This is a genomic window from Mycobacterium sp., assembly GCF_036273375.1.
Classification (GTDB): Bacteria; Actinomycetota; Actinomycetes; order Mycobacteriales; family Mycobacteriaceae; genus Mycobacterium.
Map to the genome: position 1 here is coordinate 15,005 of NZ_DASUHS010000134.1, position 24,037 is coordinate 39,041.

The 24,037-nt window shown below is 66.2% G+C and carries 26 protein-coding genes; 11 read left to right on the forward strand and 15 right to left on the reverse strand.

The window, feature by feature from the left end; genetic code table 11:
- On the forward strand, positions 1-1,437 hold the full coding sequence (locus VFW69_RS12730) for a sensor histidine kinase (RefSeq protein WP_526501746.1): 1,437 nt from the start codon (positions 1-3) through the stop codon (positions 1,435-1,437).
- Here VFW69_RS12730 and VFW69_RS12735 read toward each other — a convergent pair.
- The 10 genes from VFW69_RS12735 to VFW69_RS12780 all read right to left on the reverse strand — a co-directional run bounded on the left by VFW69_RS12735 (position 1,425) and on the right by VFW69_RS12780 (position 8,886).
- Positions 1,425-1,829: an HIT family protein gene (locus VFW69_RS12735; RefSeq protein WP_526501748.1), complete on the reverse strand. Its 405-nt coding sequence runs from the start codon at positions 1,827-1,829 to the stop codon at positions 1,425-1,427. The two genes, VFW69_RS12730 and VFW69_RS12735, sit on opposite strands and share 13 nt — an antisense overlap.
- A 48-nt stretch (positions 1,830-1,877) precedes the next feature.
- Positions 1,878-2,297: a nuclear transport factor 2 family protein gene (locus VFW69_RS12740; protein ID WP_526501750.1), complete on the reverse strand. Its 420-nt coding sequence runs from the start codon at positions 2,295-2,297 to the stop codon at positions 1,878-1,880.
- Complete coding sequence (locus VFW69_RS12745) at positions 2,294-2,533, reverse strand: oxidoreductase (protein ID WP_526501839.1); 240 nt, start codon at positions 2,531-2,533, stop codon at positions 2,294-2,296. The genes VFW69_RS12740 and VFW69_RS12745 overlap by 4 nt, the downstream gene beginning before the upstream one ends.
- Before the next feature lie 45 nt (positions 2,534-2,578).
- Complete coding sequence (locus VFW69_RS12750; protein WP_526501752.1) at positions 2,579-3,706, reverse strand: NDMA-dependent alcohol dehydrogenase; 1,128 nt, start codon at positions 3,704-3,706, stop codon at positions 2,579-2,581.
- Positions 3,707-4,020: 314 nt separating this feature from the next.
- Entirely contained in the window at positions 4,021-4,575 is a 555-nt protein-coding gene (locus VFW69_RS12755) for a nuclear transport factor 2-like protein (RefSeq protein WP_526501754.1), read from the reverse strand.
- A 3-nt stretch (positions 4,576-4,578) separates the two neighbouring features.
- Positions 4,579-4,788, reverse strand: a complete 210-nt coding sequence (gene fdx / locus VFW69_RS12760; RefSeq protein WP_526501756.1) for a ferredoxin Fdx — start codon at positions 4,786-4,788, stop codon at positions 4,579-4,581.
- A 12-nt stretch (positions 4,789-4,800) separates the two neighbouring features.
- Entirely contained in the window at positions 4,801-6,156 is a 1,356-nt protein-coding gene (gene cyp51 / locus VFW69_RS12765; protein WP_526501758.1) for a lanosterol 14-alpha demethylase, read from the reverse strand.
- 57 nt (positions 6,157-6,213) lie between these two features.
- Positions 6,214-7,038 (reverse strand): SDR family oxidoreductase, encoded by an 825-nt coding sequence (locus VFW69_RS12770; RefSeq protein WP_526501760.1) that lies wholly within the window; start codon positions 7,036-7,038, stop codon positions 6,214-6,216.
- Entirely contained in the window at positions 7,039-8,256 is a 1,218-nt protein-coding gene (locus VFW69_RS12775) for a cytochrome P450 (RefSeq protein ID WP_526501762.1), read from the reverse strand.
- Entirely contained in the window at positions 8,257-8,886 is a 630-nt protein-coding gene (locus tag VFW69_RS12780; RefSeq protein ID WP_526501764.1) for a TetR/AcrR family transcriptional regulator, read from the reverse strand.
- Between the two features lie 208 nt (positions 8,887-9,094).
- On the opposite strand from VFW69_RS12780, the gene VFW69_RS12785 reads away from it, so the two are divergent.
- The 4 genes from VFW69_RS12785 to VFW69_RS12800 are packed head-to-tail and all read left to right on the forward strand — an operon-like array spanning position 9,095 to position 12,626.
- On the forward strand, positions 9,095-10,564 hold the full coding sequence (locus VFW69_RS12785; RefSeq protein WP_526501766.1) for an aldehyde dehydrogenase: 1,470 nt from the start codon (positions 9,095-9,097) through the stop codon (positions 10,562-10,564).
- 30 nt (positions 10,565-10,594) lie between these two features.
- The gene (locus VFW69_RS12790; RefSeq protein WP_526501768.1) at positions 10,595-11,344 is read left to right on the forward strand and encodes an SDR family oxidoreductase; all 750 of its coding nucleotides are present in this window, start codon (positions 10,595-10,597) and stop codon (positions 11,342-11,344) included.
- Positions 11,341-12,198, forward strand: a complete 858-nt coding sequence (locus VFW69_RS12795) for an NAD(P)-dependent oxidoreductase (protein WP_526501770.1) — start codon at positions 11,341-11,343, stop codon at positions 12,196-12,198. The genes VFW69_RS12790 and VFW69_RS12795 overlap by 4 nt, the downstream gene beginning before the upstream one ends.
- Positions 12,198-12,626 carry a carboxymuconolactone decarboxylase family protein gene (locus VFW69_RS12800; RefSeq protein ID WP_526501772.1) on the forward strand — a complete coding sequence of 143 codons (429 nt, stop codon included), beginning with the start codon at positions 12,198-12,200 and terminating at the stop codon, positions 12,624-12,626. Before VFW69_RS12795 ends, VFW69_RS12800 begins: the two co-directional genes overlap by 1 nt.
- 10 nt (positions 12,627-12,636) lie before the next feature.
- Here the strand turns inward: VFW69_RS12800 and VFW69_RS12805 are convergent, their stop codons facing one another.
- Positions 12,637-13,731, reverse strand: coding sequence for an aldo/keto reductase (locus tag VFW69_RS12805; protein ID WP_526501774.1), 1,095 nt, complete (start codon positions 13,729-13,731; stop codon positions 12,637-12,639).
- Positions 13,732-13,804: 73 nt separating this feature from the next.
- Between VFW69_RS12805 and VFW69_RS12810 the strand changes: the two genes are divergently transcribed.
- Positions 13,805-14,212 (forward strand): MarR family winged helix-turn-helix transcriptional regulator, encoded by a 408-nt coding sequence (locus tag VFW69_RS12810; RefSeq protein ID WP_526501776.1) that lies wholly within the window; start codon positions 13,805-13,807, stop codon positions 14,210-14,212.
- Positions 14,213-14,265: 53 nt separating this feature from the next.
- On the forward strand, positions 14,266-15,534 hold the full coding sequence (purD, locus tag VFW69_RS12815) for a phosphoribosylamine--glycine ligase (protein WP_526501778.1): 1,269 nt from the start codon (positions 14,266-14,268) through the stop codon (positions 15,532-15,534).
- On the opposite strand, the gene VFW69_RS12820 is transcribed toward purD, so the two are convergent.
- Both VFW69_RS12820 and VFW69_RS12825 read right to left on the reverse strand, forming a co-directional pair.
- The gene (locus VFW69_RS12820; protein WP_526501780.1) at positions 15,531-17,114 is read right to left on the reverse strand and encodes a gamma-glutamyltransferase family protein; all 1,584 of its coding nucleotides are present in this window, start codon (positions 17,112-17,114) and stop codon (positions 15,531-15,533) included. The genes purD and VFW69_RS12820 overlap by 4 nt on opposite strands.
- Positions 17,115-17,132: 18 nt before the next feature.
- Positions 17,133-18,050, reverse strand: a complete 918-nt coding sequence (locus VFW69_RS12825) for an alpha/beta hydrolase (protein ID WP_526501841.1) — start codon at positions 18,048-18,050, stop codon at positions 17,133-17,135.
- Positions 18,051-18,111: 61 nt separating this feature from the next.
- Here VFW69_RS12825 and VFW69_RS12830 point away from each other — a divergent pair, with 61 nt between their 5' ends.
- Positions 18,112-18,729, forward strand: coding sequence for a TetR/AcrR family transcriptional regulator (locus VFW69_RS12830; RefSeq protein ID WP_526501782.1), 618 nt, complete (start codon positions 18,112-18,114; stop codon positions 18,727-18,729).
- Positions 18,730-18,736: 7 nt separating this feature from the next.
- On the opposite strand, the gene VFW69_RS12835 is transcribed toward VFW69_RS12830, so the two are convergent.
- Positions 18,737-19,483 carry a DUF429 domain-containing protein gene (locus VFW69_RS12835; RefSeq protein WP_526501784.1) on the reverse strand — a complete coding sequence of 249 codons (747 nt, stop codon included), beginning with the start codon at positions 19,481-19,483 and terminating at the stop codon, positions 18,737-18,739.
- 233 nt (positions 19,484-19,716) lie between these two features.
- Here VFW69_RS12835 and purB point away from each other — a divergent pair, with 233 nt between their 5' ends.
- From purB to VFW69_RS12850, 3 genes are read left to right on the forward strand one after another with little or no spacing between them, the layout of a single operon-like run.
- Positions 19,717-21,135, forward strand: a complete 1,419-nt coding sequence (gene purB / locus VFW69_RS12840; protein WP_526501786.1) for an adenylosuccinate lyase — start codon at positions 19,717-19,719, stop codon at positions 21,133-21,135.
- Complete coding sequence (locus tag VFW69_RS12845) at positions 21,132-22,400, forward strand: cytochrome P450 (RefSeq protein ID WP_526501788.1); 1,269 nt, start codon at positions 21,132-21,134, stop codon at positions 22,398-22,400. Before purB ends, VFW69_RS12845 begins: the two co-directional genes overlap by 4 nt.
- Positions 22,397-23,419, forward strand: coding sequence for a tellurite resistance/C4-dicarboxylate transporter family protein (locus VFW69_RS12850; RefSeq protein WP_526501790.1), 1,023 nt, complete (start codon positions 22,397-22,399; stop codon positions 23,417-23,419). Before VFW69_RS12845 ends, VFW69_RS12850 begins: the two co-directional genes overlap by 4 nt.
- Here the strand turns inward: VFW69_RS12850 and VFW69_RS12855 are convergent.
- Positions 23,369-24,004 carry a hypothetical protein gene (locus VFW69_RS12855; protein WP_526501792.1) on the reverse strand — a complete coding sequence of 212 codons (636 nt, stop codon included), beginning with the start codon at positions 24,002-24,004 and terminating at the stop codon, positions 23,369-23,371. The two genes, VFW69_RS12850 and VFW69_RS12855, sit on opposite strands and share 51 nt — an antisense overlap.
- Between the last annotated feature and the right edge of the window lie 33 nt (positions 24,005-24,037).

Below are 24,037 nucleotides of genomic sequence, written 5' to 3' on the forward strand. Positions count from 1 at the left end.
ATGGTCACCAAGCCTCGACGTGGGTTGCCCCTCCGGATAGGGCTCGTCGCCGCCACCCTGGCCCTGGTCGCCTGCGGCCTCGCCGTTTCCGGCATCGCGGTGACGTCCATCCTGCGGCACAGCCTGGTCAGCCGCATCGACTCCACACTGCTCGACGCGTCCCGCGGCTGGGCGCAGGCCCCGCGGCGGCAATCGCCCTTCGACGGTCCCGACCCGGGCCGGCCGCCGTCGAAGTTCTATGTGCGTGGCGTCAGCACCGACGGCACGCCGTTCACCGCCATAAACGACCGCAATGCGGAACCTGCGCTACCGGCCGACAACGACGTGGGCCCCAACCCGACGACGCTACCGTCCGTGAACGGCTCAGACATTCAGTGGCGGGCCGTCTCGGTGCACGGTCCGCACGGGTTGACCACGGTCGCGATCGACCTGTCCGACGTCCAGCACACGCTCACCTCGCTGGTCTGGTTGCAGATGGGCATCGGGGCGGCGGTGCTGGCGGTGGTCGGAATCGCCAGCTTCGCGGTGGTGCAGCGCAGCCTGCGGCCGCTGGTCGAGGTCGAACAGACGGCCGCAGCCATCGCTTCCGGCCAGTTGGATCGCCGTGTGCCAGAACGAGATCCGCGGACTGAGGTGGGCCGGCTGTCCCAGGCCCTCAACGGGATGCTCGCGCAGATTCAGCAAGCGCTGGCGTCCTCGGAGTCCTCAGCGGAGAAGGCCCGCGGCTCCGAGGACCGGATGCGGCGGTTCATCACCGACGCCAGCCACGAACTGCGCACCCCGCTGACCACCATCCGGGGTTTCGCCGAGCTGTATCGCCAGGGCGCCGCCCGCGACGTCGCGATGCTGTTGTCGCGAATCGAAAACGAGGCTTCCCGGATGGGCCTGCTGGTCGACGACTTGCTGCTGCTGGCCCGCCTCGACGTGCAACGCCCCCTCGAACACCATCGGGTGGATCTGCTGGCGCTGGCCAGCGATGCCGTGCATGACGGGCAGGCGATGGACCCGGGGCGCACCATCACCATGGAGGTCCTCGATGGTCCCGGCACCCCGGAGGTGCTCGGTGATGAAGCCCGGATCCGCCAGGTGTTGAGCAATCTCGTCGCCAACGCTGTGCAGCACACCCCGGAAAGCGCCGACGTCACCGTGCGGGTGGGCACCGACGGCGACAACGCGGTGCTCGAAGTGGCCGACCAGGGACCCGGCATGAACCAGGAGGACGCGTCGCGCGTCTTCGAGCGGTTCTATCGGACCGATTCGTCGCGGGCACGGGCTAGCGGCGGTACCGGCCTGGGGCTATCCATCGTCGAGTCGTTGGTGCGCGCGCACGGCGGTCTTGTCAGCGTGACCACCGCGCCCGGCGAAGGCTGCCGCTTCCGGGTGACGCTGCCTCGCATCAGTGACGTGCCGGCGCACGAGCCGGTTCACGCCAACTGAGCCAGCGCCGCCTTGATCCTGGTCTGCGCCTCGTCCAGCGATTCCGCCGACGGGTTGCGGTCGACGTTGGCGAAGCCGAAGTCACTCAGGCTGCGGGTGGGAAAGACGTGCACGTGCAGATGCGGCACCTCTAGCCCGGCGATGATCAGGCCGGACCGCTCCGTTCTGAAGGCCTTGCACACCGCCTTGCCGATCAACTGGCTCACGGACATGACCCGGGCGAACGCCGACCCGTCGACGTCCTGCCAGTTGTCGATCTCGACGCGCGGCACGACGAGCGTGTGCCCCTGCGTCATCGGCTCAATCGTCAGGAACGCGACGACGTCGTCGTCCTCGTAGACGAAGCGGCCGGGAAGTTCACGGTTGATGATCTTGGTGAAGATCGACGCCATGGGCCCCAGCATAGGTGCGCCGGTCTGACGGGCCGGCCGCAGCCCGTGTCAGCCCTCCTTGCCGAACTCCATGACGTCGAGGTTCCAGTACCCGCGCATGTTGGTGATCAGTCCGGCTTCGTTGACCTTGTATGTGAACACGCCGCGGACCTTGCTGGTGATTCCACCTTCAAACTTGCTCTGCAGCACCAGAATATGGGCGATCTCGTCGGGCGAGCTCGACGGGAAGGTCTCCTCGCAGGTGATGGTCAGCTGGTTCTGCGCGATGTTGTTGTCGAAGAAGGCGCCCACCGCTTCCTTGCCGCGCACACCGCTGCCGTCGGGGTTGGTGACCGATTTGCCGATCGGGTCCTCGATGACGACATCGTCGGTCATCAGCGCCAGCCAGCCCTCCCGGTCCTTGCCTTGCGCGCAACGCCAAGACGACTGCGACGCGGTCAGTGCGGGGGATTGGGCGGTTTGGGTCATCGTGGTTTCTCCTGTCTTCCCAAATGGCGCACGCGGTGCGCCGGAGTCGCTGCGTGGTGATGGTCAACCCCGTTGGCGCCCAACGTGATCAGGCCGACACCGCCGCAAGCGCGTGCCGCGAAGTAGTCACGGGTGCGCTCCGAAGGCAGCCCATCCGGCGTGCCATACATCGTCTCCATTGAGGACATGACCAGGCGGTTGCGCACGCTCATGGCGCCGATTCGTCCCGGCGCCATGAGGTGGCCGAAGCCGGTCACTGAACGGACGCGGCTGATAGGTGTTTACCGGTCGGCGTCGGTGAACCGGATGACGCCGCGAATGTTCTTGCCGTCCAGCATGTCCTGGTAGCCGTCGTTGATCTGCTCCAGCTTGTACTGGCGGGTGATCATGTCATCCAGGTTCAGCTTGCCGGCCTTGTACATCGACAGCAGCTGCGGGATGTCGTACTGCGGGTTGCCGCCGCCGAAGATGGTGCCCTGCAGGTTCTTCTGCATCAGGGTCAGCATCGCCAGGTTCAGGTTGACGTTGGTGTCGAGCAGGCTGCCGATGGCGGTCAGCACGCAGGTGCCGCCCTTTTGCGTGATGTTCAAGTAGTTGTCGATGTCGGCGCCATGCAGCTCGCCCACGGTGACTACGACCTTGTGGGCCATCAGACCGTAGGTGACCTCAGCCATGCCCGCCATCGCGGCCATGATGTCGGGATAGACGTGGGTGGCGCCGAACTTGAGCGCTTGGTCACGCTTCCACTCGACCGGGTCGATCGCGAAGATGTAGCGGGCGCCGGCGTTGACCGCGCCCTGCAGTGCCGCCATGCCGACCCCGCCGACGCCGACGATGGCGACGTCCTGGCCCGGGCGGATGTCGGCGGTGCGGACCGACGAACCGTAGCCGGTGGTGACGCCGCAGCCGACCAGCGCGGCGACCTCGAACGGGACGGACGGGTCGATCTTCACCACTGAGCTGCGGTGCACGACCATGTAGGGGCAGAACGTGCCCAGCAGCGTCATGGGGAAGACGTTCTGGCCGCGGGCCTGGATGCGGAAGGTGCCGTCGGACACCGCGGCGCCGCCCAGCAGGCCGGCGCCCAGGTCGCACAGGTTGCGCATACCCGCCTGACAGGTCGGACACTGCCCACACGACGGGATGAACGACAGCACCACGTGGTCACCCGGCTCGATGTCTTCCACGCCCGGGCCGACCTCGGTGACGATGCCCGCGCCCTCGTGGCCGCCCAGCACCGGGAAACCGGCCATCGGGATGCCCCCGGTGACCAGGTGATGGTCGGAGTGGCACATGCCCGCCGCTTCCATCTGGATCTTGACCTCATGCGCTTGCGGGTCGCCGATCTCGATTTCCTCGATAGACCAGGGCTGGTTGAACTCCCAGATCAGTGCGCCTTTTGTCTTCACGATGGTCCTGACCCCATTTCGCCTTTGAATCGATCAGAGCTGACCGGCCCCTTCATGCCGGTCAGCTAGGTGACGAGTGCCACAGGCACCCTTGTCGCGCCAGCATAGCGCGTGCAACAAATCAAATGCTTGGTTGGCTCCAGCGGCGATCGCAAGCGCGGCGTAGCCGGGCGTAGCGGGTCGTCGCCATTGAGCCCAGCGGCGATCGCAAGCGCGGCGTAGCCGGGCGTAGCGGGTCGTCGCCATTGAGCTCAGCGGCGATCGCAAGCGCGGCGTAGCCGGGCGTAGCGGGTCGTCGCGATTGAGCTCAGCTCTCACCAGATAGGGACCGGTGCCTCGCCAAGCGGGTAGTAGCCGGGTAGCTTTTCGCCGGCGATGCTTCGCTCGATGCGCTTCTGCATGCCGTCGCTCAGGTCCCCGGACTCGATGAGCTTGCCGAACATGTACGCGACGTGGCCGAAGTCGAAGAAGTCGCGCTGCCACTCGATGAGCCGCTCGCTGTTGAGGCGGAACCAGCTGCCGCCGATGCCGTAGATCTCGTCCTGGGTACCGTCGGTCTTGTTGACGATCTGTTTCCAGAAGCCGACGATCTCGCCCTGCTTCTCGTCGATGAGCACCTTCTGGTACTCGTACACCCAGTTCTCCAGGCCCTCCATCTCCAGGCACAGGGCGACGTCGCGGATCTCGTCGACGCCCACGCACATCACGTCTTCCTTGGGGCCGATGTTCCAGCCGTACGTGGCATCTTCGGTGTAGAAGTCGGCCAGCGGCTTCCAGTCACCGGCCTTTTCGCAATCCCTGTTGACCTGCAGCCAACGGTCGACCCATGCCTCGAGGTCTGCACGCGAGTGTGACGCCTGTGAATTCATGGGTCAATCTTCCTTCTCTTTGATGAATAGTGCTTGTGTTGGGCACATATCGACCGCGCGCTCGACTTCTTCGCGGGCGTCTTCGGGGGGTTCGGGGTCGACGACCTCGACCTTGCCCCGCTTAGGCACCCGGAAGTAGTCCGGCGCCTCCAGTTCGCACATGGCGTGGCCCTGACACAAATCCAGATCCGCTTCGATTCTGAACCCGCCCATCGGACTTACTCCTTACGCGCTGCGCTTGCGGTAGCGCACCTTGGCCGGCCGGGCAAGCTGCACGACCATCTTGGAGTGGTCGTTGTGATAGCTGTCTGCCGGCTGTGCCATCTCGAATTCATACTCGCGCAACAAAACCGAGAAGATCGCCTTGATCTGCATCTGGGCGAAAGCTGCGCCGACGCAGCGGTGCCGGCCCGCGCCGAACGGGATCCAGGTCCACCGGTTGACGATGTCGGCCTGCTCGGGCTTGTTGTAGCGGTCCGGCTTGAACGCGTCCGGGTCGGGGAAGTCCTCGGGAATCCGATTCGAGATCGCCGGGGATGCCGCGACGAAGTCACCGTCGAGAATTCCGAAGCCCTCGACCTCGAACTCGCCCTTGGCCACCCGCATCAGGATGATCAGCGGCGGGTGCAGCCGCAGCGTCTCCTTGACCACGTTGTCCAGTTTCGGAATCGACCGCAACGCATGGAAACTCACCTCCTGACCGTCGGCGTAGAGCTCCTCGAGTTCGGCCAGCACGTCGGCGTAGACGTCGGGGTGGCGAATCAACTCGATCAACGTCCACGCCGAGGTCCCCGAACTGGTGTGGTGCCCCGCGAACATCAGCGAGATGAACATCCCGGTGACCTCGTCGGCGGAGAAGCGGGGTTTGCCCTCTTCGTCTTTGATCGAGACGAGCACGTCGAGCATGTCGCGGTCGGCCTTGTCCTTCGGCGGATTGGCCAGCCGGTGGTCCATGATCTCCTGCACCAGCGCAACGAGTTTCACGCGGGCCTCGTCGCGGCGCTGGAAGCTCTCGATCGGCAGGTACGGATCGACGTAGCACAGCGGGTCGGTGCCGCGCTCGAGTTCGTGGTAGTACTCGGCGAACCGATGATCGAGTTGCTCGCGGAACTTCAACCCGATCAGGCAGGCGGTCGAGGTGTAGATGGTCAGCTCGGCGAAGAAGTCGAGTAGCTCGATCTCGCCTTCCTCGCCCCAGTTGGCGATCATCTTCTTGACTTCGCCCTCGATGGTGGTGGCGTGGCCCTTCATCTGCTCGCCTCGCAGCGCCGAGTTGTGCAGCATCTCCTTGCGCCGCTCGGGGCTGGCGTCGAACACCACACCCTTGCCGAAGATCGGCGTCATGAACGGGTAGGCCTCGGCCTGGTCGAGATCCTCGTCCGCGGAGCGGAAGAAGAATTCGTTGGCCCCGGCGCCGGAGAGCAGGATGACGTGCTTGTCGACCAGCTGGAACCAGCCGACGTCACCGCACTCCTCGCGGACACGTTTCATCAGACCGATTGGGTCGGTGCGGAATTCCTCGAGATGGCCATGCTTTTCCTCGCCGCCGGAGACCCGCGGCACAGTGGCAGTTGTCGTCATTTGCTCACTCCTCCTCGGCGCTCGTGCCTCGCGCCGCATCGTCGTATCGCGAAGTTGTCATGACGGCATCCCCTCTTCGCCGAGTGCGAGTTTCTGGCGATCTTTGCTGTCGGCCAGCGGCGCTTCGGGCTGAAGCTCCATGTTCGCGATGAAGCCGCCGCGCGGTGTCTCGGCGACGAACGTGATGGCACGTCCCAAATCCGCCGCGCGCAGAAAGTAGTCGTGACGGGCCTGGCCCCACTTGGCCCAGTCCTCCAGTGCGGGCCCGATCTTCTCGGCCGGCAGGCTCCAGCCCATCGAGGTCTTCGTCGGACCGGGATGCACGATCGAGGCCCGCACGCCGGTGCCCTCGAGCTCCATCTGGAAGTTGGTGACCATCGCGACCAGCGCGGCCTTGGCAGCGCCGTAGGCGCCCATGTGTGGGCGCTGGCGCAGGGCGACGTCGGAACCCACGAAGATCAGGTCGCCGCGTTGCCGGTCGAGCATGCCGGGCAGCACCGCGGTGGCCAGCCGGTTGGCGCCGACCAGGTGGATCTGCAGCTGCGAGTCGAACTCGTCGGTGGTGATCTCGGCGAGCTTGCCGAAGTAGGTGTCACCGGCGCCGGCCACCAGGACCTCGATGTCGCCGAGCGCCTCGGTCGACTGTGCGACAAAGGACTTCACCGAATTCGGGTCGGTGACGTCCAGGTGGAATCCGACCGCCTCGCCGCCGTTGGCATTGATCTTGCCGACGATGTCGTCGAGCTTCTCGACTCGGCGCGCACCCAGGGCGACGGGGAAGCCGTGCGCCGCGAGCTCGATAGCGGTTGCCTCCCCGATGCCGGAGGAAGCGCCGGCCACGATGGCGGGCCGGCGTTCGGGCAAGGGTTCAAACCGGGGCATTCAGCGGACCTCCACGCTCATTGGTAGGTGAGCGAATCCGCGGACATTGCTCGAGTGGACGCGGACGGCGTTGGCCTCGTCCACCTCGTATCCGCGGATTCGCTTGAACAACTCGGTGAGCGCGACCCGGGCTTCCATCCGCGCCAGATGCGCGCCCAGGCAGAAGTGTGCGCCGCTGCCGAAACTCAATAGTTTGGGCCCGATTTCGCGCCCGATCACGTAGTCGTCAGGGTTGTCGAAGGCCCGCTCGTCACGATGCCCGGAACCGGGCAACAGCAGCAGGACGTCGCCGTCAGGGATGGTGGTGTCGTAGAGGGTGAGCTCGCCGGAGACGGTACGAGCCAGGATCTGGCTGGAGGTGTCGTAGCGCAGGGTCTCCTCCACCCACAGCGGCACCCGTGACAGGTCCTCGTAGACCGGCGTCAGTTGATCCGGGTTCTTGTGACCCCAAAATGCGGCATTGGCAAGCAGTTTGGTGGTTGTCTCGTTACCGGCGATCACCATCAGGAACATGAAGCCGAGCACTTCGTCGTCGGTGAGCCGATCGCCGTCGATCTCGGCTTCCAGCAGCGCCGAGGTCAGATCGTCGGTCGGCTTCTCGCGCCGCTCGGCGACCATTCCCTGGTAGTAGACGATCAGGTTGAGCGAGGCCTCGACCGCCTCCGGCGGCACGTCGGTGACACCTTCCTCGCGGTGCATCACCCCGTCGGCCCAGGCCCGAACCTGATCCCGATCCGGTTCGGGGACTCCCATCAATTCGGAGATGACGTCCATGGGCAGCTTGCCGGCGAACTCGTCGACGTAATCGACCGCACCGTCCTTGACCTTGTCCAGCATGGTGTCGAGATGTTGGGTCGCGATCTCGGTGACGCGTGGTTCGAGTTCGCGAATCCGGCGCGGGGTGAAGCCTTTTGAGACGAGCGTCCGCAGCCGCAGATGGGCGGGATCGTCCATCGCCAGGAACGACATCGTCTTGCTGGCGTGCGGACCTCGCGACGCGGGGTCCAGCGAGACGCCGTACTTGTTGGAAAGCGTTGTGCTGTTGCGGAATCCCTGCAGCACATCTTGGTGGCGCGACAGCGCCCAGAACTTCAGCTCGTCATTGCGATACAGCGGGGCCTCGTCGCGCAGCCGCTTGTAGTAGGGGTACGGGTCTTCGTGGAAGTCGTAGTCGTAGGGATCGAGGACCAGCTCGTGGTCGCCCACACGGACGGTCATTTAAGTTCTCGTCTCCTGGCTTGTCTTCCCGGGCAGGATCAGACTCACTACATAGGCCAATTGGTCGGCGATCTGGTGATAGGTGAACTGGCCACTGGCGGCCTGTACCAATGCGCCGAAGAACGTCATCTCGAGCGCTGCCACCGTATTCGGGTCGGCTCCGGGCCCGATGGCCGTCGCGATGCGGCGGTGGATCTCCGCGCCGATGCGGTCACGCACGGCACCCACCGCCGGATCCGTGCCGCCGCCGAGCAGCGCCGTCGTACACGCGGCGCCGACCTCGGGTTCGTCGGCGACCACCAGCGCCAGGTGGCGCAGCACCTTGTCCACTCGGACGGGCATCGGGTCGTTGACGTCGGTGAAGAACGGAACTTGGCGCACCAGGTCCAAATACACCTCGGCGATCAGGTGGTTCTTCGACGAGAAGTAGGTGTACGCGGTGGCCGGGGCGACTTTGGCGCGGGCGGCGACCGCGCGCACCGTGAGGTCGGCGTACGACTTCTCCCGCAATGTCTCGATGCCGGCCGCCAGCACCTTGCGGAAGGTCTCCTCCTGGCGACGGTTGCGCGGCGGCTGACCGGTCTGGCGGTCGCCGTCGGATGTGATCGTCACCAGTGCGTCGCTGGACACATGTCCAAGCTAGCGGATGGAAATGGCGAGAAGCAAGCCCGTCCCACAAATATGCTGATCAACGACCATGCCACACGGTTCTATCGGTGACATTCGAGATCGGCTCTTGCACCTTCGACGGCCTGGCGACTATGGTTCGATCGGACAATATCGGACAACTGTCCACCAGATGGCGTGCCGCGTTGGCCGGCACAGACGGGAGCGGGACATGGCCTTGTTGGCCGACGGCGTGAGTGAACTGTTCATCGACGGCAAGCTGTCGGCCGGTAGCGCCGGCAACTTCCCCACGGTGAACCCGGCGACCGAGGAGGTGTTGGGCGTCGCCGCCAACGCCGACGCCACCGACATGGACCGCGCCATCGGCGCCGCGCGGCGCGCCTTCGACGAGACGGACTGGTCCCGCAACACCGAATTGCGGGTGCGTTGCATACGACAGCTGCGCGACGCGATGCGTGGCCACATCGAAGAACTGCGCGACATCACCATCGCCGAGGTCGGCGCGCCGCGAATGCTTACCTCGGCCGCTCAATTGGAGGGGCCGGTCAACGACTTGAGTTTCGCGGCCGACACCGCCGAATCCTACGAGTGGACCCGGGACCTCGGCCAGGCATCGCCGATGGGCATCCCGACCCGGCGCACGATCGCGCGGGAAGCCGTCGGTGTCGTCGGCGCGATAACCCCGTGGAACTTCCCGCACCAGATCAACCTCGCCAAGCTGGGACCCGCGCTGGCCGCCGGCAACACCGTGGTGTTGAAGCCCGCACCGGACACACCCTGGTGTGCCGCCGTGCTCGGCGAAATCATCGCCGAGCACACCGACTTCCCGCCCGGTGTCGTCAACATCATCACGTCGAACGACCACCGAGTGGGGGCGCTGCTCTCGAAAGACCCTCGGGTGGACATGGTTTCGTTCACCGGATCGACCGCGACCGGCCGCAGCGTGATGGGCGATGCCGCCGCGACCATCAAGCGGGTGTTCTTAGAGCTGGGCGGCAAGTCGGCGTTCGTCGTTCTCGATGACGCCGAACTGGGCGGGGCATGCTCGATGTCGGCGTTCACCGCGGCCATGCATGCCGGGCAGGGCTGCGCCATCACGACGCGGCTGGTGGTGCCGCGGGCCCGCTACGACGAGGCCGTCGCCATCGCGGCCGGCACCATGGGTTCGATCAAGCCCGGCGACCCGGACGACTCCGGAACCGTGTGCGGGCCGGTGATTTCCGCCCGGCAACGGGAGCGCGTGCAAAGCTACCTCGATCTGGCGATCACCGAGGGTGGGACATTCGCCTGTGGCGGTGGCCGCCCCGCGGACAAGGACCGCGGATTCTTCATCGAGCCCACCGTGATCGCCGGTCTGACCAACGACGCGCGGCCCGCCCGCGAGGAGATCTTCGGGCCGGTGCTCACCGTGATCGCCTACGACGGCGAAGACGACGCACTGCGCATCGCCAACGACTCGCCATATGGCTTGTCGGGCACCGTGTTCAGCGCCGACCCCGAACGTGCGGCCAACTTCGCCTCGCGGATGCGGGTGGGCACCGTCAATGTCAACGGCGGCGTTTGGTACTCCGCCGATGCGCCGTTCGGCGGATACAAACAGTCCGGCAACGGACGAGAAATGGGCCTGGCCGGCTTCGAGGAGTACCTGGAAGTCAAAACCATTGCCACAGCTGTGCAATGACCGCGCCAAGTAGGCGACCGAGAGGAAAACATGCGATTCGAGAATAAGGTCGGCATCGTCACCGGATCCGGTGGTGGCATCGGGCAGGCGTACGTCGAGGCGCTGGCCCGCGAGGGCGCGGCGGTGGTGGTCGCCGACATCAACGTCGAGGCCGCCGACGCGGTCGCCAAGCAGATCGTCGCCGACGGCGGAACCGCCATCAGCGTTCCGGTCGACGTGTCCGACCCCGCGTCGGCAAAGGAGATGGCCGACCGCACGCTGGCCGAATTCGGCGGCATCGACTACCTGGTGAACAACGCCGCGATCTTCGGCGGCATGAAGCTGGACTTCTTGCTCACCATCGATCCGGAGTACTACCGCAAGTTCATGAGCGTGAACCTGGACGGCGCGCTGTGGTGCACGCGTGCGGTGTACAAGAAGATGGCCAAGCGCGGCGGTGGCGCGATCGTCAACCAATCGTCCACCGCTGCCTGGCTTTACGCGAACTACTACGGCCTGGCCAAGGTCGGGCTCAACGGTCTGACCCAGCAGCTCTCCCGCGAACTGGGTGGCCAGAAGATCAGGATCAACGCGATCGCTCCCGGCCCCATCGACACCGAGGCCAATCGGACCACCACCCCGAAGGAGATGGTCGACGACATCGTCAAGGGCCTGCCGCTGTCGCGGATGGGAACGCCTGCGGATCTGGTCGGCATGTGTCTGTTCCTGCTCTCCGACGAGGCGTCGTGGATCACCGGACAGATCTTCAACGTTGACGGCGGACAGATAATCCGATCATGAGTCAGGAAATGAAGCTCGGCTACATCGGCCTGGGCAACATGGGCGCGCCGATGGCCACGAAGATGACCGAATGGCCGGGCGGGGTAACGGTTTACGACATCCGGACCGAGGCGATGACCCCGCTGGTCGAAAAGGGCGCCAGCCTGGCCGACAGCGTCGCCGACGTCGCGGCCGCCGACATCATCCACATCACCGTGCTCAACGACGCCCAGGTGCGTGAGGTGGTCGGCGAGCTGGCGGCCCACGTGAAACCCGGCACCGTCATGGCGATCCACTCGACCATCAGCGATACCACGGCGGTCGAACTCGCGGCGGAGCTCAAGCCTCAGGGCATCCATATCGTCGATGCACCGGTGAGTGGTGGGGCCGCGGCGGCGGCAAAGGGCGAACTCGCCACGATGGTGGGCGCCGAGCGCGAGGTCTATGAGCGGATCAAGCCGGCGTTCAAACACTGGGCCGCTATGGTCATCCACGCCGGTGAGCCGGGTGCCGGGACGCGAATGAAGCTGGCCCGCAACATGTTGACGTTCACCTCCTACGCCGCGGCGTGTGAGGCCATGAAACTCGCCGAGGCGGCCGGGCTTGATCTGCAGGCCCTGGGCCGGGTGGTCCGCCACACCGACGCTCTCACCGGCGGCCCCGGGGCGATCATGGTGCGCGAGGACATGAAAGACCTTGAACCGGATAACTTCCTGTACCAGCCCTTCCTGCACACCCGGGGGCTAGGGGAGAAGGACCTGAGCCTGGCGCTGGCTCTCGGTGAGGCAGTCTCGGTCGACCTGCCGCTTGCCCAGTTGTCTTTACGGCGGTTGGCCGCCGGCCTTGGGGTTCCGCACACAGAGAAAGAGGCGTAATGGACGAGCTGCGCAGCAAGGGCCTCGCGAAGATGAACGAGGTCTACGGCTGGGAGATGCCCAACATCGAAGGCGACGCATACTTCGACCTGACCGTCGACCACCTGTTCGGCAGCATCTGGACGCGACCCGGATTGTCGATGCGCGACAAGCGCATCATGACGCTGACGGCGGTGACCGCGATCGGGAACCGCGACTTGGCCGAAATTCAAATTAACGCCGCACTTCTCAACGGCGAGCTCACCGAGACCGAGCTGAAGGAGATGGCCGTCTTCCTCACCCACTACCTTGGCTTCCCACTGGGTTCGGCACTCAACGGCGCGGTCGATGCGGTCGTGGCGAAGCGCAAGAAGGCGGCGGCGAAGGGCGCCGGCGAGGACAAGAAGGCCAATGTCGAGGGTGCGCTGAAGATGCACTCGGGCGAGTGACCTCTCAATCTCAGTACGGCTGAACGCCTTCGGGCATCACGTACTCGGAGATCGGCCCGGAGACCCCGTTGATCGACGTCCCACCGTTGATGATGCCCGGCGCCATCTCCAGCATGTTGTGCGGGAATCCGAACCTGGGTTTGGTCAGTGCGTCCAGTCGCGCCAGCTCGTCGGCGCTCAGATTCACGTCGACGGCCCGGACGTTGTCCTCGAGCTGGGAGAGCCGGCGCGCCCCGATGATGACCGATGAGACGGCATGCTGCGCGCGCACCCAGGCCAGCGCCACGCTGGCGACGTTGGTCTCGTGCGCCTTCGCGATGGTCTCGAGCTCATCGATGACGGCGTAGGTCTTTTCGTTGAGAAAGGCATCGACCATGGCGCCGCGGTCGGCATTGTGCTGGCCACCGTTGGCCCGGGTGTACTTGCCGCTGAGGACGCCGCCCTTCAACGGCGACCACGGCGTGATGCCGAGTCCGAATTCGGACGCCATCGGGACGAGGTCCTGTTCGATGGTGCGTTCCAGCAGTGAGTACTCGACCTGCAGCCCGACGAACGCCGACCAGCCGCGGAAACGGGCGATGAGGTTGGCCTGGGCGATCTTCCACGCAGGGGTGTCGGAGACGCCGATGTAGCGCACCTTGCCGGCGCGAACGAGGTCCTCGAGTGCCGCCATGGTCTCCTCGATGGGGGTGTTCTTGTCCCAGATGTGCAGCCAGTAAAGGTCGATGTAGTCGGTTTGCAAGCGCCGCAATGAATTTTCGCAGGCATTGATCAGCGATTTGCGGCCCGAGCCGCCGCCATTGGGGTCACCGGGATAGAGGTTGCCGCTGAATTTGGTCGCGATCGCCAACCGGTCGCGCCGGGCGGGGTGGCGCCCGATGTGGTCGCCGATGATCTTCTCGGAGTGGCTTCGGGTGTAGAAGTTGGCGGTGTCGATGAAGTTGCCGCCGAGTTCGATGTACCGATCGATGATCTGTTGGGACTCTTCCACACTGGTGCCCCAGCCGAGATCTTCGCCGAACGTCATCGCACCCAGGCACAGGGGGCTGACACGCAAACCGGATCGCCCGAGTGTCACGTATTGATCCAGCGGCATGATGCCCACCTCCTGGTAGATTGTTCGACCATGCGGTTGTTCAGAACAAAACTAGTTCATAGCTGAACGATCTGGCAAGTCGATGTCTGCAGTCGATGCGGCCAAGATCTGGTCATTGAACTACCGGGTGCTGCTCTCGGTCATCTCGTGCGCCGAGGCCGACATCTGCGCGCTGGGCCTCGAGTCCAAGGAGCTCTTTCTGCTCGCCGAGGTCGATGAGCATCCCTATCCGGCCGAACTGGCCGCGACGCTGAGCATGCCCAAGGCGACGGTCACGCTTTATCTGAAGCGGCTCGAGGCCGCGGGGTTCGTGCGCCGCGAGATCGACCCGTCCGATCTGCGTCGCCACCGGCTGCTGCTCACCCCGGCCGGGCGTCAGGCCGCCAGGAAAGGCCTGACCCTGCTCTCCGACGAGTTCGACAAGCGCCTCGGACGCCTCACCGTCGCGCAGCGCAACGACCTCAAGGGTCTGCTCGAGAAAATCGTCTGAATCCTCCGGGGAGTGTGAGCGTGAGCCTTTTGACCGGGCTAGTCTGACGTGTCGTGCGCGTCCTGGTGATTGGTTCCGGTGCCCGTGAACATGCGTTGCTGTTGGCGCTTCGCAAAGACCCCCAGGTCACGGGGCTGGCGGTCGCTCCCGGCAACGCGGGCACCGCCCGGGTGGCCGACCAGCACGAGGTCGATATCGCCTCGGCGGACGACGTCGTCGCCCTGGCGCGCGAGGTCCGCGCCGACCTGGTGGTCATCGGTCCCGAGGTGCCGCTGGTACTCGGGGTGGCCGACGCGGTGCGAGCCGCCGGCATCGTCTGCTTCGGTCCCAGCAAGGACGCCGCTCGCATCGAAGGCTCCAAGGCTTTCGCCAAACAGGTCATGGCCGCAGCGGGGGTGCGCACCGCGACCAGTGAAATCGTCGATACCCCCGCGCGTTTGGACGCCGCCCTGGACCGGTTCGGCCCCGCGGTGGGGGATGCGGCCTGGGTGGTGAAGGACGACCGCCTGGCCGCCGGTAAGGGCGTGGTGGTGACCGCGGATCGCGGGGTCGCACGCGTGCACGCCGCCGGGCTCCTCGAGGCCGGACACCCGGTGCTGTTGGAGTCCTACCTGGACGGCCCCGAGGTGTCGCTGTTCTGCGTGGTTGACGGCGAAACCGTGGTGCCTCTGCTGCCGGCGCAGGATTTCAAGCGCGTCGGTGACGGCGACAGCGGGCCCAATACCGGCGGTATGGGTGCCTACGCGCCCGTCCCATGGCTTCCCGACGAGATGTATCGAGACGTGGTCAGCAACATCGTCGAACCCGTTGCGGCCGAGATGGTTGCGCGTGGAAGCTCGTTCAGCGGATTGCTGTATGCCGGACTCGCCATCACGGCGAACGGACCCGCCGTGGTCGAATTCAATTGTCGCTTCGGTGATCCCGAGACGCAGGCGGTGCTGGCTCTACTGGAATCGCCGCTCGGGCAGCTGTTGTACGCTGCCGGCAGCGGTAGATTGGCGGACTTCGGCGAGCTGCGCTGGCACGACGGTGCCGCCGTGACGGTGGTGGTGGCGGCGGAGAGCTACCCCGGGCGCCCCCGGGTGGGTGACGTCATCGTCGGCTCGGAAGCCGACGGGGTGCTGCACGCCGGAACGATGCGGCGCGACGACGGCGAGATCGTCTCGTCGGGCGGCCGGGTGCTGTCGGTGGTGGGCACGGGCGCCGACCTGACGGCCGCGCGGACCAGAGCCTACGAGGTCGTGCGTTCAATTCGACTGCCGGGCAGTCATTTCCGCAGCGATATCGCCCAGCTGGCGGCCGATGGGCAGATCCGCGTCTAGAACGCGGCGGCCTGACCGTCCCGACGCGGATCGCTGGCCGCGAAGTAGCCGCCATCGAGACGCCAGATCGCCTGACAGCTGCCGAATTGGTTGTAGTCGTCGACGGCAACCAGATCGTGTCCGCGCCGGCGTAACTCGTCCAGCGTCGAATCCGGAAAACCCTTTTCGCAGCTGACCTGCATACCCTCCACCCAACGGAATCGCGGGCCGTCGCATGCCGCCTGCGGGTTCTGCCCGTGGTCGGCGATGCGCACCATCACTTGCACGTGCCCCTGGGGTTGCATCATGCCGCCCATCACCCCGAAGCTCATGACCGGGGCGCCGTCTTTGGTCACGAAGCCCGGGATGATGGTGTGGTAAGGACGTTTGTTCGGGCCCACGGTATTCGGATGTCCCTGGGCCGCAACGAAGTTCGCGCCTCGGTTTTGCAGCGAGATCCCGGTGCGCGGCACCACTATGCCCGAACCGAACCCCATGTAGTTCGACTGGATCATCGACACCATCATCCCCGTGGCGTCGGCCGCGGTCAGATAGACGGTTCCGCCCGCCGGGGCGCCGGCGGATGCGGGCTTGGCTCGCCCGCGGTCGATCAGCGCCGCGCGCCGCCTCAGATACTCGTTGTCCAATAGCCGTTCCGGCCCCAGCGGCATGTGCTCGAGGTCGGCGACATAGGCCTGGGCGTCGGCGAACGCCAGCTTCACGGCCTCGATCTGTAGGTGCACGCTGTCGGCGGAATCCGCTGGGAGCGAGCCCATGTCGAAATGCTCCAGGATGCCCATGGCGATCAGCGCGACGATCCCCTGCCCGTTGGGCGGGATCTCGTGCACCGTGTACCCGCGGTAGCCGCCGTCGACGGTGCCGACCCAGTCGGCACGGTGAGACGCCAGGTCACTGGCCCGCATGGCGCCGGTGTTGTCCAGCGAGTGTGCCTCGAGTTTGGCGGCCAGTTCCCCACGATAGAAGGCCTCGCCGTTGGTCGCGGCGATCGTTTCGAGCGTGGCGGCATGATCGGGCAGGCTGAAGCGCTCGCCGGGTTTCGGCGCTCGCCCGCCAGGCAGAAACGCCTGGGCGAAACCGGGCTGGTTCTCGAATAGCGGCACCTGCGCCGCCCATTGCTCCGCAACCGTCGGTGAGACCAGAAATCCGTTTTGGCCGTACGATATTGCGGGTTCGAAGAGGCGCTCGAACGGCAGCTTGCCGAACTTGGCATGCAGTTCGGTCCATGCCGACACCGCGCCGGGCACCGTCACCGCATTCCAGCCGAAAAGCGGAACACCCTTGCCGCCAAAGTATTCCGGCGTCCAGGCCGCGGGCGAGCGACCCGAGGCGTTCAGTCCGTGCAATTGCTTGCCATCCCAGACGATGGCGAATGCGTCCGAACCGATGCCATTGGATACCGGCTCCACGATCGTCAGCGTGATGGCCGTGGCGATGGCCGCGTCCACCGCACTGCCGCCCTGTGTGAGCATCCGCAGGCCCGCCTGGGCGGCAAGCGGTTGCGATGTGCACACAACGTTTTCCGCCACGATGGGCTTGCGTGGCCAGGCGTACGGGAAGGTCCAGTCGAAAGGTGCGGTCACCACCGCGAGCGTAACGCGTCAGGCCGTCAGCAGCGGTGCCATCCAAGTCAGCTCGGCAGGCAACTGCGAGCTCCAGAATGACCCGTCGTGACCACCGGGCGAGAAGCCACCGGCCGGCGGATTGGGCAGTTGCGCAATGAACTGCTTTGTCGCGGCGTAGAACGGATCGCTGTCGCCGCAGTCGATCCGGATGGGGATCGAGCCCAGGGCGGGCATGCCGAACACCGAGTTCGCCGCGAAGTCGTCCGGGCCGTCAAAGGCTCCCGGCGCGGCCGCACCCGAGGACATCCACAGCGCCGGGCTCACCGCGCAGATTGCCGCGGTGCGGGCCGGTCCCAACCGGCCGCCCAGCAGCAATGCGCCGTATGCGCCCATCGACCAGCCCAAGAACGCCACCCGCGAGGTGTCCAGAGTCTGGTTGCCCAGCATCGGGATCAGCTCGTCGAGCACCATGGCGCCGCTGTCCTCACCGGACGACCGCTTGTGCCAATACCCGCCGCCGCCGTCGACGGCGACGACCGCGAACGGCGGTAGTCCGGCGTCGACGGCCTGTGCCAGACCGTGTTCGACGCCGCCCGCCATCACGGTGGACGCGTCACTGCCCTTGCCGTGCAGCGCGATCACGGGTCGCAGCGGCTTCGTCTGGCCCGGCGGACGCGCGATGGCCCAATTCGTGTTCACCCCGCCACGCGCGGCGGAGACGAAGGAACCGGTCACCATGGTGGGCGCGGGCGCCGCCGAAGGAGCCGGATCGCGAGGCGGGCTTGGCGCCGGCGCCAACGGCACCCGGGTGCCGGCCGTCGATACCGGCATGGCGTGAGATGTGCGGGGCTCTAACAGGATGTCGAGCCCGTAGGCGCCCATCGCCCCCACGGCCGCGCTGGCGCCGAGGCCGAGCAGGGCGCGTCGGCTCAAGTCGGGCATGCGGGCCATTATGCCTTGGCCGTTTGGCCGAAATGGCAATGCAGTACCACTTTGGCTGGCACGATGGCTACTCGTGACTGCAGCGGTTACTCCAAAAGGAGAACGTCGGCGGTACGCGCTCGTCAGCGCCGCCGCCGAGCTGCTGGCCGAGGGCGGGTTCGAAGCGGTGCGGCACCGGGCGGTCGCGCGGCGAGCCGGATTGCCGTTGGCATCCACCACTTATTACTTCTCTTCGCTCGACGATCTGATCGCGCGCGCCGTCGAACACATCGCCATGATCGAGGTGGCACAGTTGCGGTCGCGGGTCAGCGCCTTGTCGCGCCGGCGCCGGGGACCGGAGACCATCGCCGAGGTTTTGGCGGATCTGCTCGTGGGCGACGTGTCCGGTCCGGGCCTTACCGAACAGCTGATCTCGCGCTATGAACGGCACGTCGCGTGCATCCGCCTGCCCGCGCTGCGCGAGACCATGCGTCGCAGCCTTCGCCAGCGCGCCGAGGCGGTGGCCGAGGCCCTCGGGCGCTCGGGCCGCTCGGTGCATATCGAACTGGTGTGCACCCTGATCTGCGCGGTCGATGGTTCGGTGGTGTCGGCACTGGTGGAGGGCCGTGATCCGCGCGCGGCGGCGCAGGGTGCGGTGGTCGACCTCATCGAGGTGCTCGCGCCCATCGATCAGCGGCCCGTGCAGATCTGACCGACCCCTACGCGCGGAGCGGATCCACCGGTAGCGACGGCGTCACGATGTACCCGGTGTCGAGGTCGCCGTAGATCGTCACATTCCCCGGTTGGCGCTGCGCATACAACGCCACATAGGCGCAGACCACGGCGTCGACGGGATCCTCCGCGCGGCGCAGCTCGCTTTTGCGCTGCGTGACCGCGACTGCCCGGCGCAGCGCGACCCAACCGTCGTGCCCGTCGACGCGCAGCGGTACCGGAGCGTCCGCCAGCCGCTCGACGCCGTCCATCAGCAGCAACAGCTCGGATTTGAGCCGGTCGACGGCGCGCCCGGGCTTTGCCTTGTACTTCAGCGTGCGCTCCAGGCGGAACAGCGCGACGGTGGCCGCATGCGGGTAGACCTCGATGGCGCGCCGGGCGGCCGGCGACCGCGGATCGAGATCGAGCCCCAATGTCGCGGCCAGACGGCCCGCGCGGGGGCCGTCGGCGAATTCGGGCTTTCCGGTGTTGCAGGGGTGGGCACCGGCCTCGTACCTGCGGAAATCGCGGTTGAGCGCGGTCTCGGCGGGGCGCTGGCCGGTCGGGTTGTTCACCACCAGCGGCGCATCGAAGGCGACCAGGCAATCGCCGTCCACATAGGGGTGCAACGCGGCCAGGATCTCGTCGTCGTCGCGGACCGCGCACATGCTTACCAGAGCGCCGCCGGAGCCCACGACGGCCACGCCGGTCGGGTTGCGACCTGCCCAGGCAAGGTCGACGCCGACGAAGTACATCCGCATAGGCTACGACCCGCGAGCGGTCGCCACATCCGTCACATTTGTCGCGCGGGAGGACGTGCGTTTGTGCCCGCGTTCGAGCATCAACTAGAGGCTCCGCGACGCCCTGCGGCGAGTTGTCGCTCGGAGGCGGCAATTTACTTCTCATCCGGGCCAGGGACTCGTGGGGCCGCTGTGACCGATGCGACCCGGTCGGCCGGCGCCGTAAGCTGTGTGTTCGTGAGGACCAAGTGAGCATTCCGAATGTGCTGGCCACTCGGTACGCCAGTGTCGAGATGGTCGCGATCTGGTCGCCGGAGGCCAAGGTCGTCGCCGAGCGGCGGCTGTGGCTGGCCGTGCTGCGCGCGCAGGCCGAACTGGGCGTTGCGGTGCCTTCCGACGCCGTCGCCGACTACGAGCGGGTGATCGAGGACGTCGACCTGGCGTCGATCGCCGACCGCGAGCGGGTGCTACGCCATGACGTCAAGGCGCGCATCGAGGAGTTCAATGCGCTGGCCGGTCACGAGCACGTGCACAAGGGCATGACCAGTCGCGATCTGACCGAGAACGTGGAGCAACTGCAGATTCGGCGCTCGCTGGAGCTCGTCTTCGGTCACGGCGTGGCGGTGGCCGCGCGGGTCGCCGAGCGGGCAGTGGCCTACCGCGATCTGGTGATGGCCGGACGCAGCCACAACGTCGCCGCGCAGGCCACCACGCTGGGCAAGAGGTTCGCCTCGGCGGCCCAGGAAACGCTGATCGCGTTGACCAGGCTGCGCGAATTGATCGACCGCTACCCGCTGCGCGGCATCAAGGGCCCGATGGGCACCTCGCAGGACATGCTCGACCTGCTGGACGGTGACGCGGCCAAGCTGGCTGAGCTCGAGCGGCGCGTAGCCGAATTCTTAGGCTTCGCAACGGTATTGACCAGCGTGGGGCAGGTGTATCCGCGTTCGCTGGACCACGACGTGCTCTCGGCGCTGGTGCAACTGGGCGCTGGGCCGTCGTCGATGGCTCACACCATCCGGCTGATGGCCGGGCATGAACTGGTCACCGAGGGATTCGCGCCCGGACAGGTCGGATCCTCGGCCATGCCGCACAAGATGAACACCCGCAGCTGCGAACGGGTCAACGGCCTGCAGGTTGTGCTGCGCGGCTACGCCTCGATGGCGGCCGAGCTGGCGGGGGCGCAGTGGAACGAGGGCGACGTGTTCTGCTCTGTGGTGCGCCGAGTGGCGTTGCCGGACAGCTTCTTTGCCATCGATGGGCAGATCGAGACGTTCTTGACGGTGCTCGACGAGTTCGGCGCCTATCCGGCGGTGATCGGTCGCGAGCTGGATCGCTACCTGCCGTTCCTGGCCACCACCAAGGTGTTGATCGCGGCGGTGCGCGCCGGCGTGGGACGCGAGACCGCGCATCACGTGATCCGCGAACACGCGGTGGCCACCGCGCTGGCCATGCGCGAACACGGAGCCGAGCCCGACTTGCTGGAGCGCCTGGCGGCCGACGAGCGGCTGCCGCTGGACCGGGCCGCGCTGGACGCCGCGCTGGCCGACAAGAAAGCATTCACCGGCGCCGCCGGTGACCAGGTGGACGAGGTGGCGGCGCAGGTGGACGCGTTGGTGAACCGCTATCCGGACGCGGCCAAGTACGCCCCGGGTGCGATCCTGTGACGCTGGCCGGCGCGCTTGCCGAGATCGACTTCACCGATCTGGACAACTTCGCCAACGGATTTCCGCACGATCTGTTCGCGATGCATCGTCGTGAGGCGCCGGTGTACTGGCACTCACCGACCGACAACACCCCGGACGGTGAAGGCTTCTGGTCGGTGGCCACCTACGCGGAAACGCTTGAGGTGCTCAAGGATCCGGTGACGTATTCATCGGTCACCGGTGGTCCGCGGCCGTATGGCGGCACGCTGTTGCAGGACCTGGCGATCGCGGGTCAGGTGCTCAACATGATGGACGATCCGCGGCATTCGCAGATTCGGCGGCTGGTCAGCTCGGGGCTGACGCCGCGGATGATCCGGCTGGTCGAGGACGACCTGCGGACCAGGGCGCGCCGCCTGCTGGACGCGGTGGTGCCCGGCGAGCCGCTCGATTTCCTGGTCGACATCGCCGCCGAATTGCCGATGCAAATGATCTGCATCCTGCTGGGAGTTCCTGAATCCGAGCGGCATTGGCTGTTCGAAGCGATCGAGCCGCAGTTTGACTTCGGCGGCTCACGCAAGGCTGCATTATCGCAGTTGTCGGTCTCCAAAAGAGACGCAGCGGCCGGGTCGCGGATGTATGAGTACGGTCAGCAGTTGATCGCGTCCAAGCGCGAGAACCCGACCGATGACATGTTGTCGGTCGTGGCGAACGCGATGCTGGATGACTCTGACGGACATGACGGATCGGCCCTGTCCGATCTCGAGCTGTACCTGTTCTTCAGTCTGTTGTTCAGCGCCGGCGCGGAGACGACGCGCAACGCGGTCGCGGGCGGCCTGCTGGCATTGGCCCACCATCCGCAGCAGTTGCAGTCGCTGCGCGGTGATCTCGATGCGCTGCCTACGGCCGTCGAGGAGATGGTGCGGTGGACATCGCCGTCGCCCTCCAAGCGCCGCACCGCCACCCGCGACGTGACGCTGGCCGGGCAGTCGATCGAGGCGGGGCAGAAGATACAGATCTGGGAAGGCTCGGCGAATCGCGACGCCTGCGTGTTCGAGAACGCCGACGAATTCGATATCGCCCGAAAGCCGAATCCGCACCTGGGATTCGGTCAGGGAGTGCACTATTGCCTGGGTGCCAATCTGGCCCGGCTGGAGCTTCGGGTGTTGTTCGAAGAGCTGCTGTCTCGGTTCGGCGCAGTGCAAGTTGTCCGGCCGATCGAATGGACCCGCAGCAATCGGCACACCGGCATTCGGCACCTCGTCGTGGAGCTCCGCGAAGAATCGTGACGATCCGGTTCGCTGATGTCGAGCCCTCACCCGATGTGTTCGCCGCGGTGATGGCGACGGGAATCTTGTCAATCGATGCGCACAATCACGGGTACCGGTTGATCAGCGACACGATGGGTGTCATCGCCACAGCCGGGCTGTTATTGCTGGTTGCCCTGGTCGTCGCGAAGGCCGCCAGCCCCGGCGAGGGGTTGCGCTGGGACCTCACCGATCCCGACGTCACTCTGCGACTTATCACTTTCGTCGCCGCCTGCGCAGTGATCGACACTCGCTTGTCATCCAACGTGTGGGTGGCGCGGGTGCTCGGCGTGCTCGGCCTGGCTTCCTGGCTGATACTGATCCTGGTCAGCGCGCGAAATATGTTGGTGCACCGGTGGATAGAGCTGCGTGACCGCGCCCACGGCCCCTGGCAACTGGGCAGCGTGGGAACCTCCGGTTTGGCGATCGTGATCGCCCGGGCGGCCCGACAGACCGGCCATCACTGGTGGCTGGCGGTGGCCGTGGCCGGATGGATCGCGGCGCTGTGCATCTACGGCCTGATGACGTGGTTGACCATGTGGCGTGTCGTCAACGAACGACAGGACCGCGACGGTTTCGAACCCGATACCTGGATCCTGATGGGCGCCATGGCGATTGCGACGCTGGCCGGCGACAACATCCATGCCGTGGCCCCCGCCTGGCTGGGCGGCCCGGTGCGCGCGATCACGATCGTGACCTGGGTGACGGCCACCCTGTGGATACCGCCGCTGATCTACTTTGCGCTGCACCGCATCAGGCGGTACCCCAACATGCTGCGATTCGCCGGTGTGTGGTGGGCCTTTGTGTTTCCGTTGGGCATGTACTCCGCGGCCAGCTTCGCCATGGCACGCGAGATCGATCAGCGATCGCTGTTCACCGTTTCGCTGGTGTTCTTCTGGGATGCGTTAGCCGCGTGGCTCATTGTTGTCGTCGCCGGGCTACTGCTCTTGTCACGGGCGCTGCTGCTGACTCCCGCGAATCGCGATACCGGCCGACCGTAGTTCGAGCGCGGCCAGGGCCGCGATGGTGGCCGGATCCTCACGGCGCCACCCACCGACCGGATCCGCGCTGACGGCGATCAACTTCCTGGGCGCACGATTGGTCAGCGCGCGCAGCGCAAGCAATTGCGCACCGGCCGGGGTTGCGGCCAGTGCGGTCGCCGTCAACTTGCGCCGAAAGAATCGCAGTCGCAGAAACAACCACGGGAGCACCGCGATGAGGATCGGGACCGCAACAACGGCCATCGCGAGGAGCACCGCGAGCCAGCTCGCCGCGCTGTCCAGATCATGGCCCGCCCCGGCGATATCCAGCGCGGCATGGCTGGCGGAGTTGAGCGGCTTGCTGACCGTGTCGCCCACCACCGGAATGTGCTGGGCTCCGTGGCCGGCGGACGCGAGGTCGCCCGCGATCCCGTTCGCGCCGCTCTCGACCTGCCGGCCGGCGTCGGCGATGGTGGCGATCGCGTCGTAGACAGCCAGGCCGACGAGCAGCCAGAGCACCGTCCACACGACGACGGCAAAGTCGCTGAACAGCTGGACAGCCAGCCGCCCGGGCCTGGTGGAGTAGGGCAGAAACCGCGGTGTCATAGCCCCGATCCCAGCACAAAGCCCGTTTGCGGG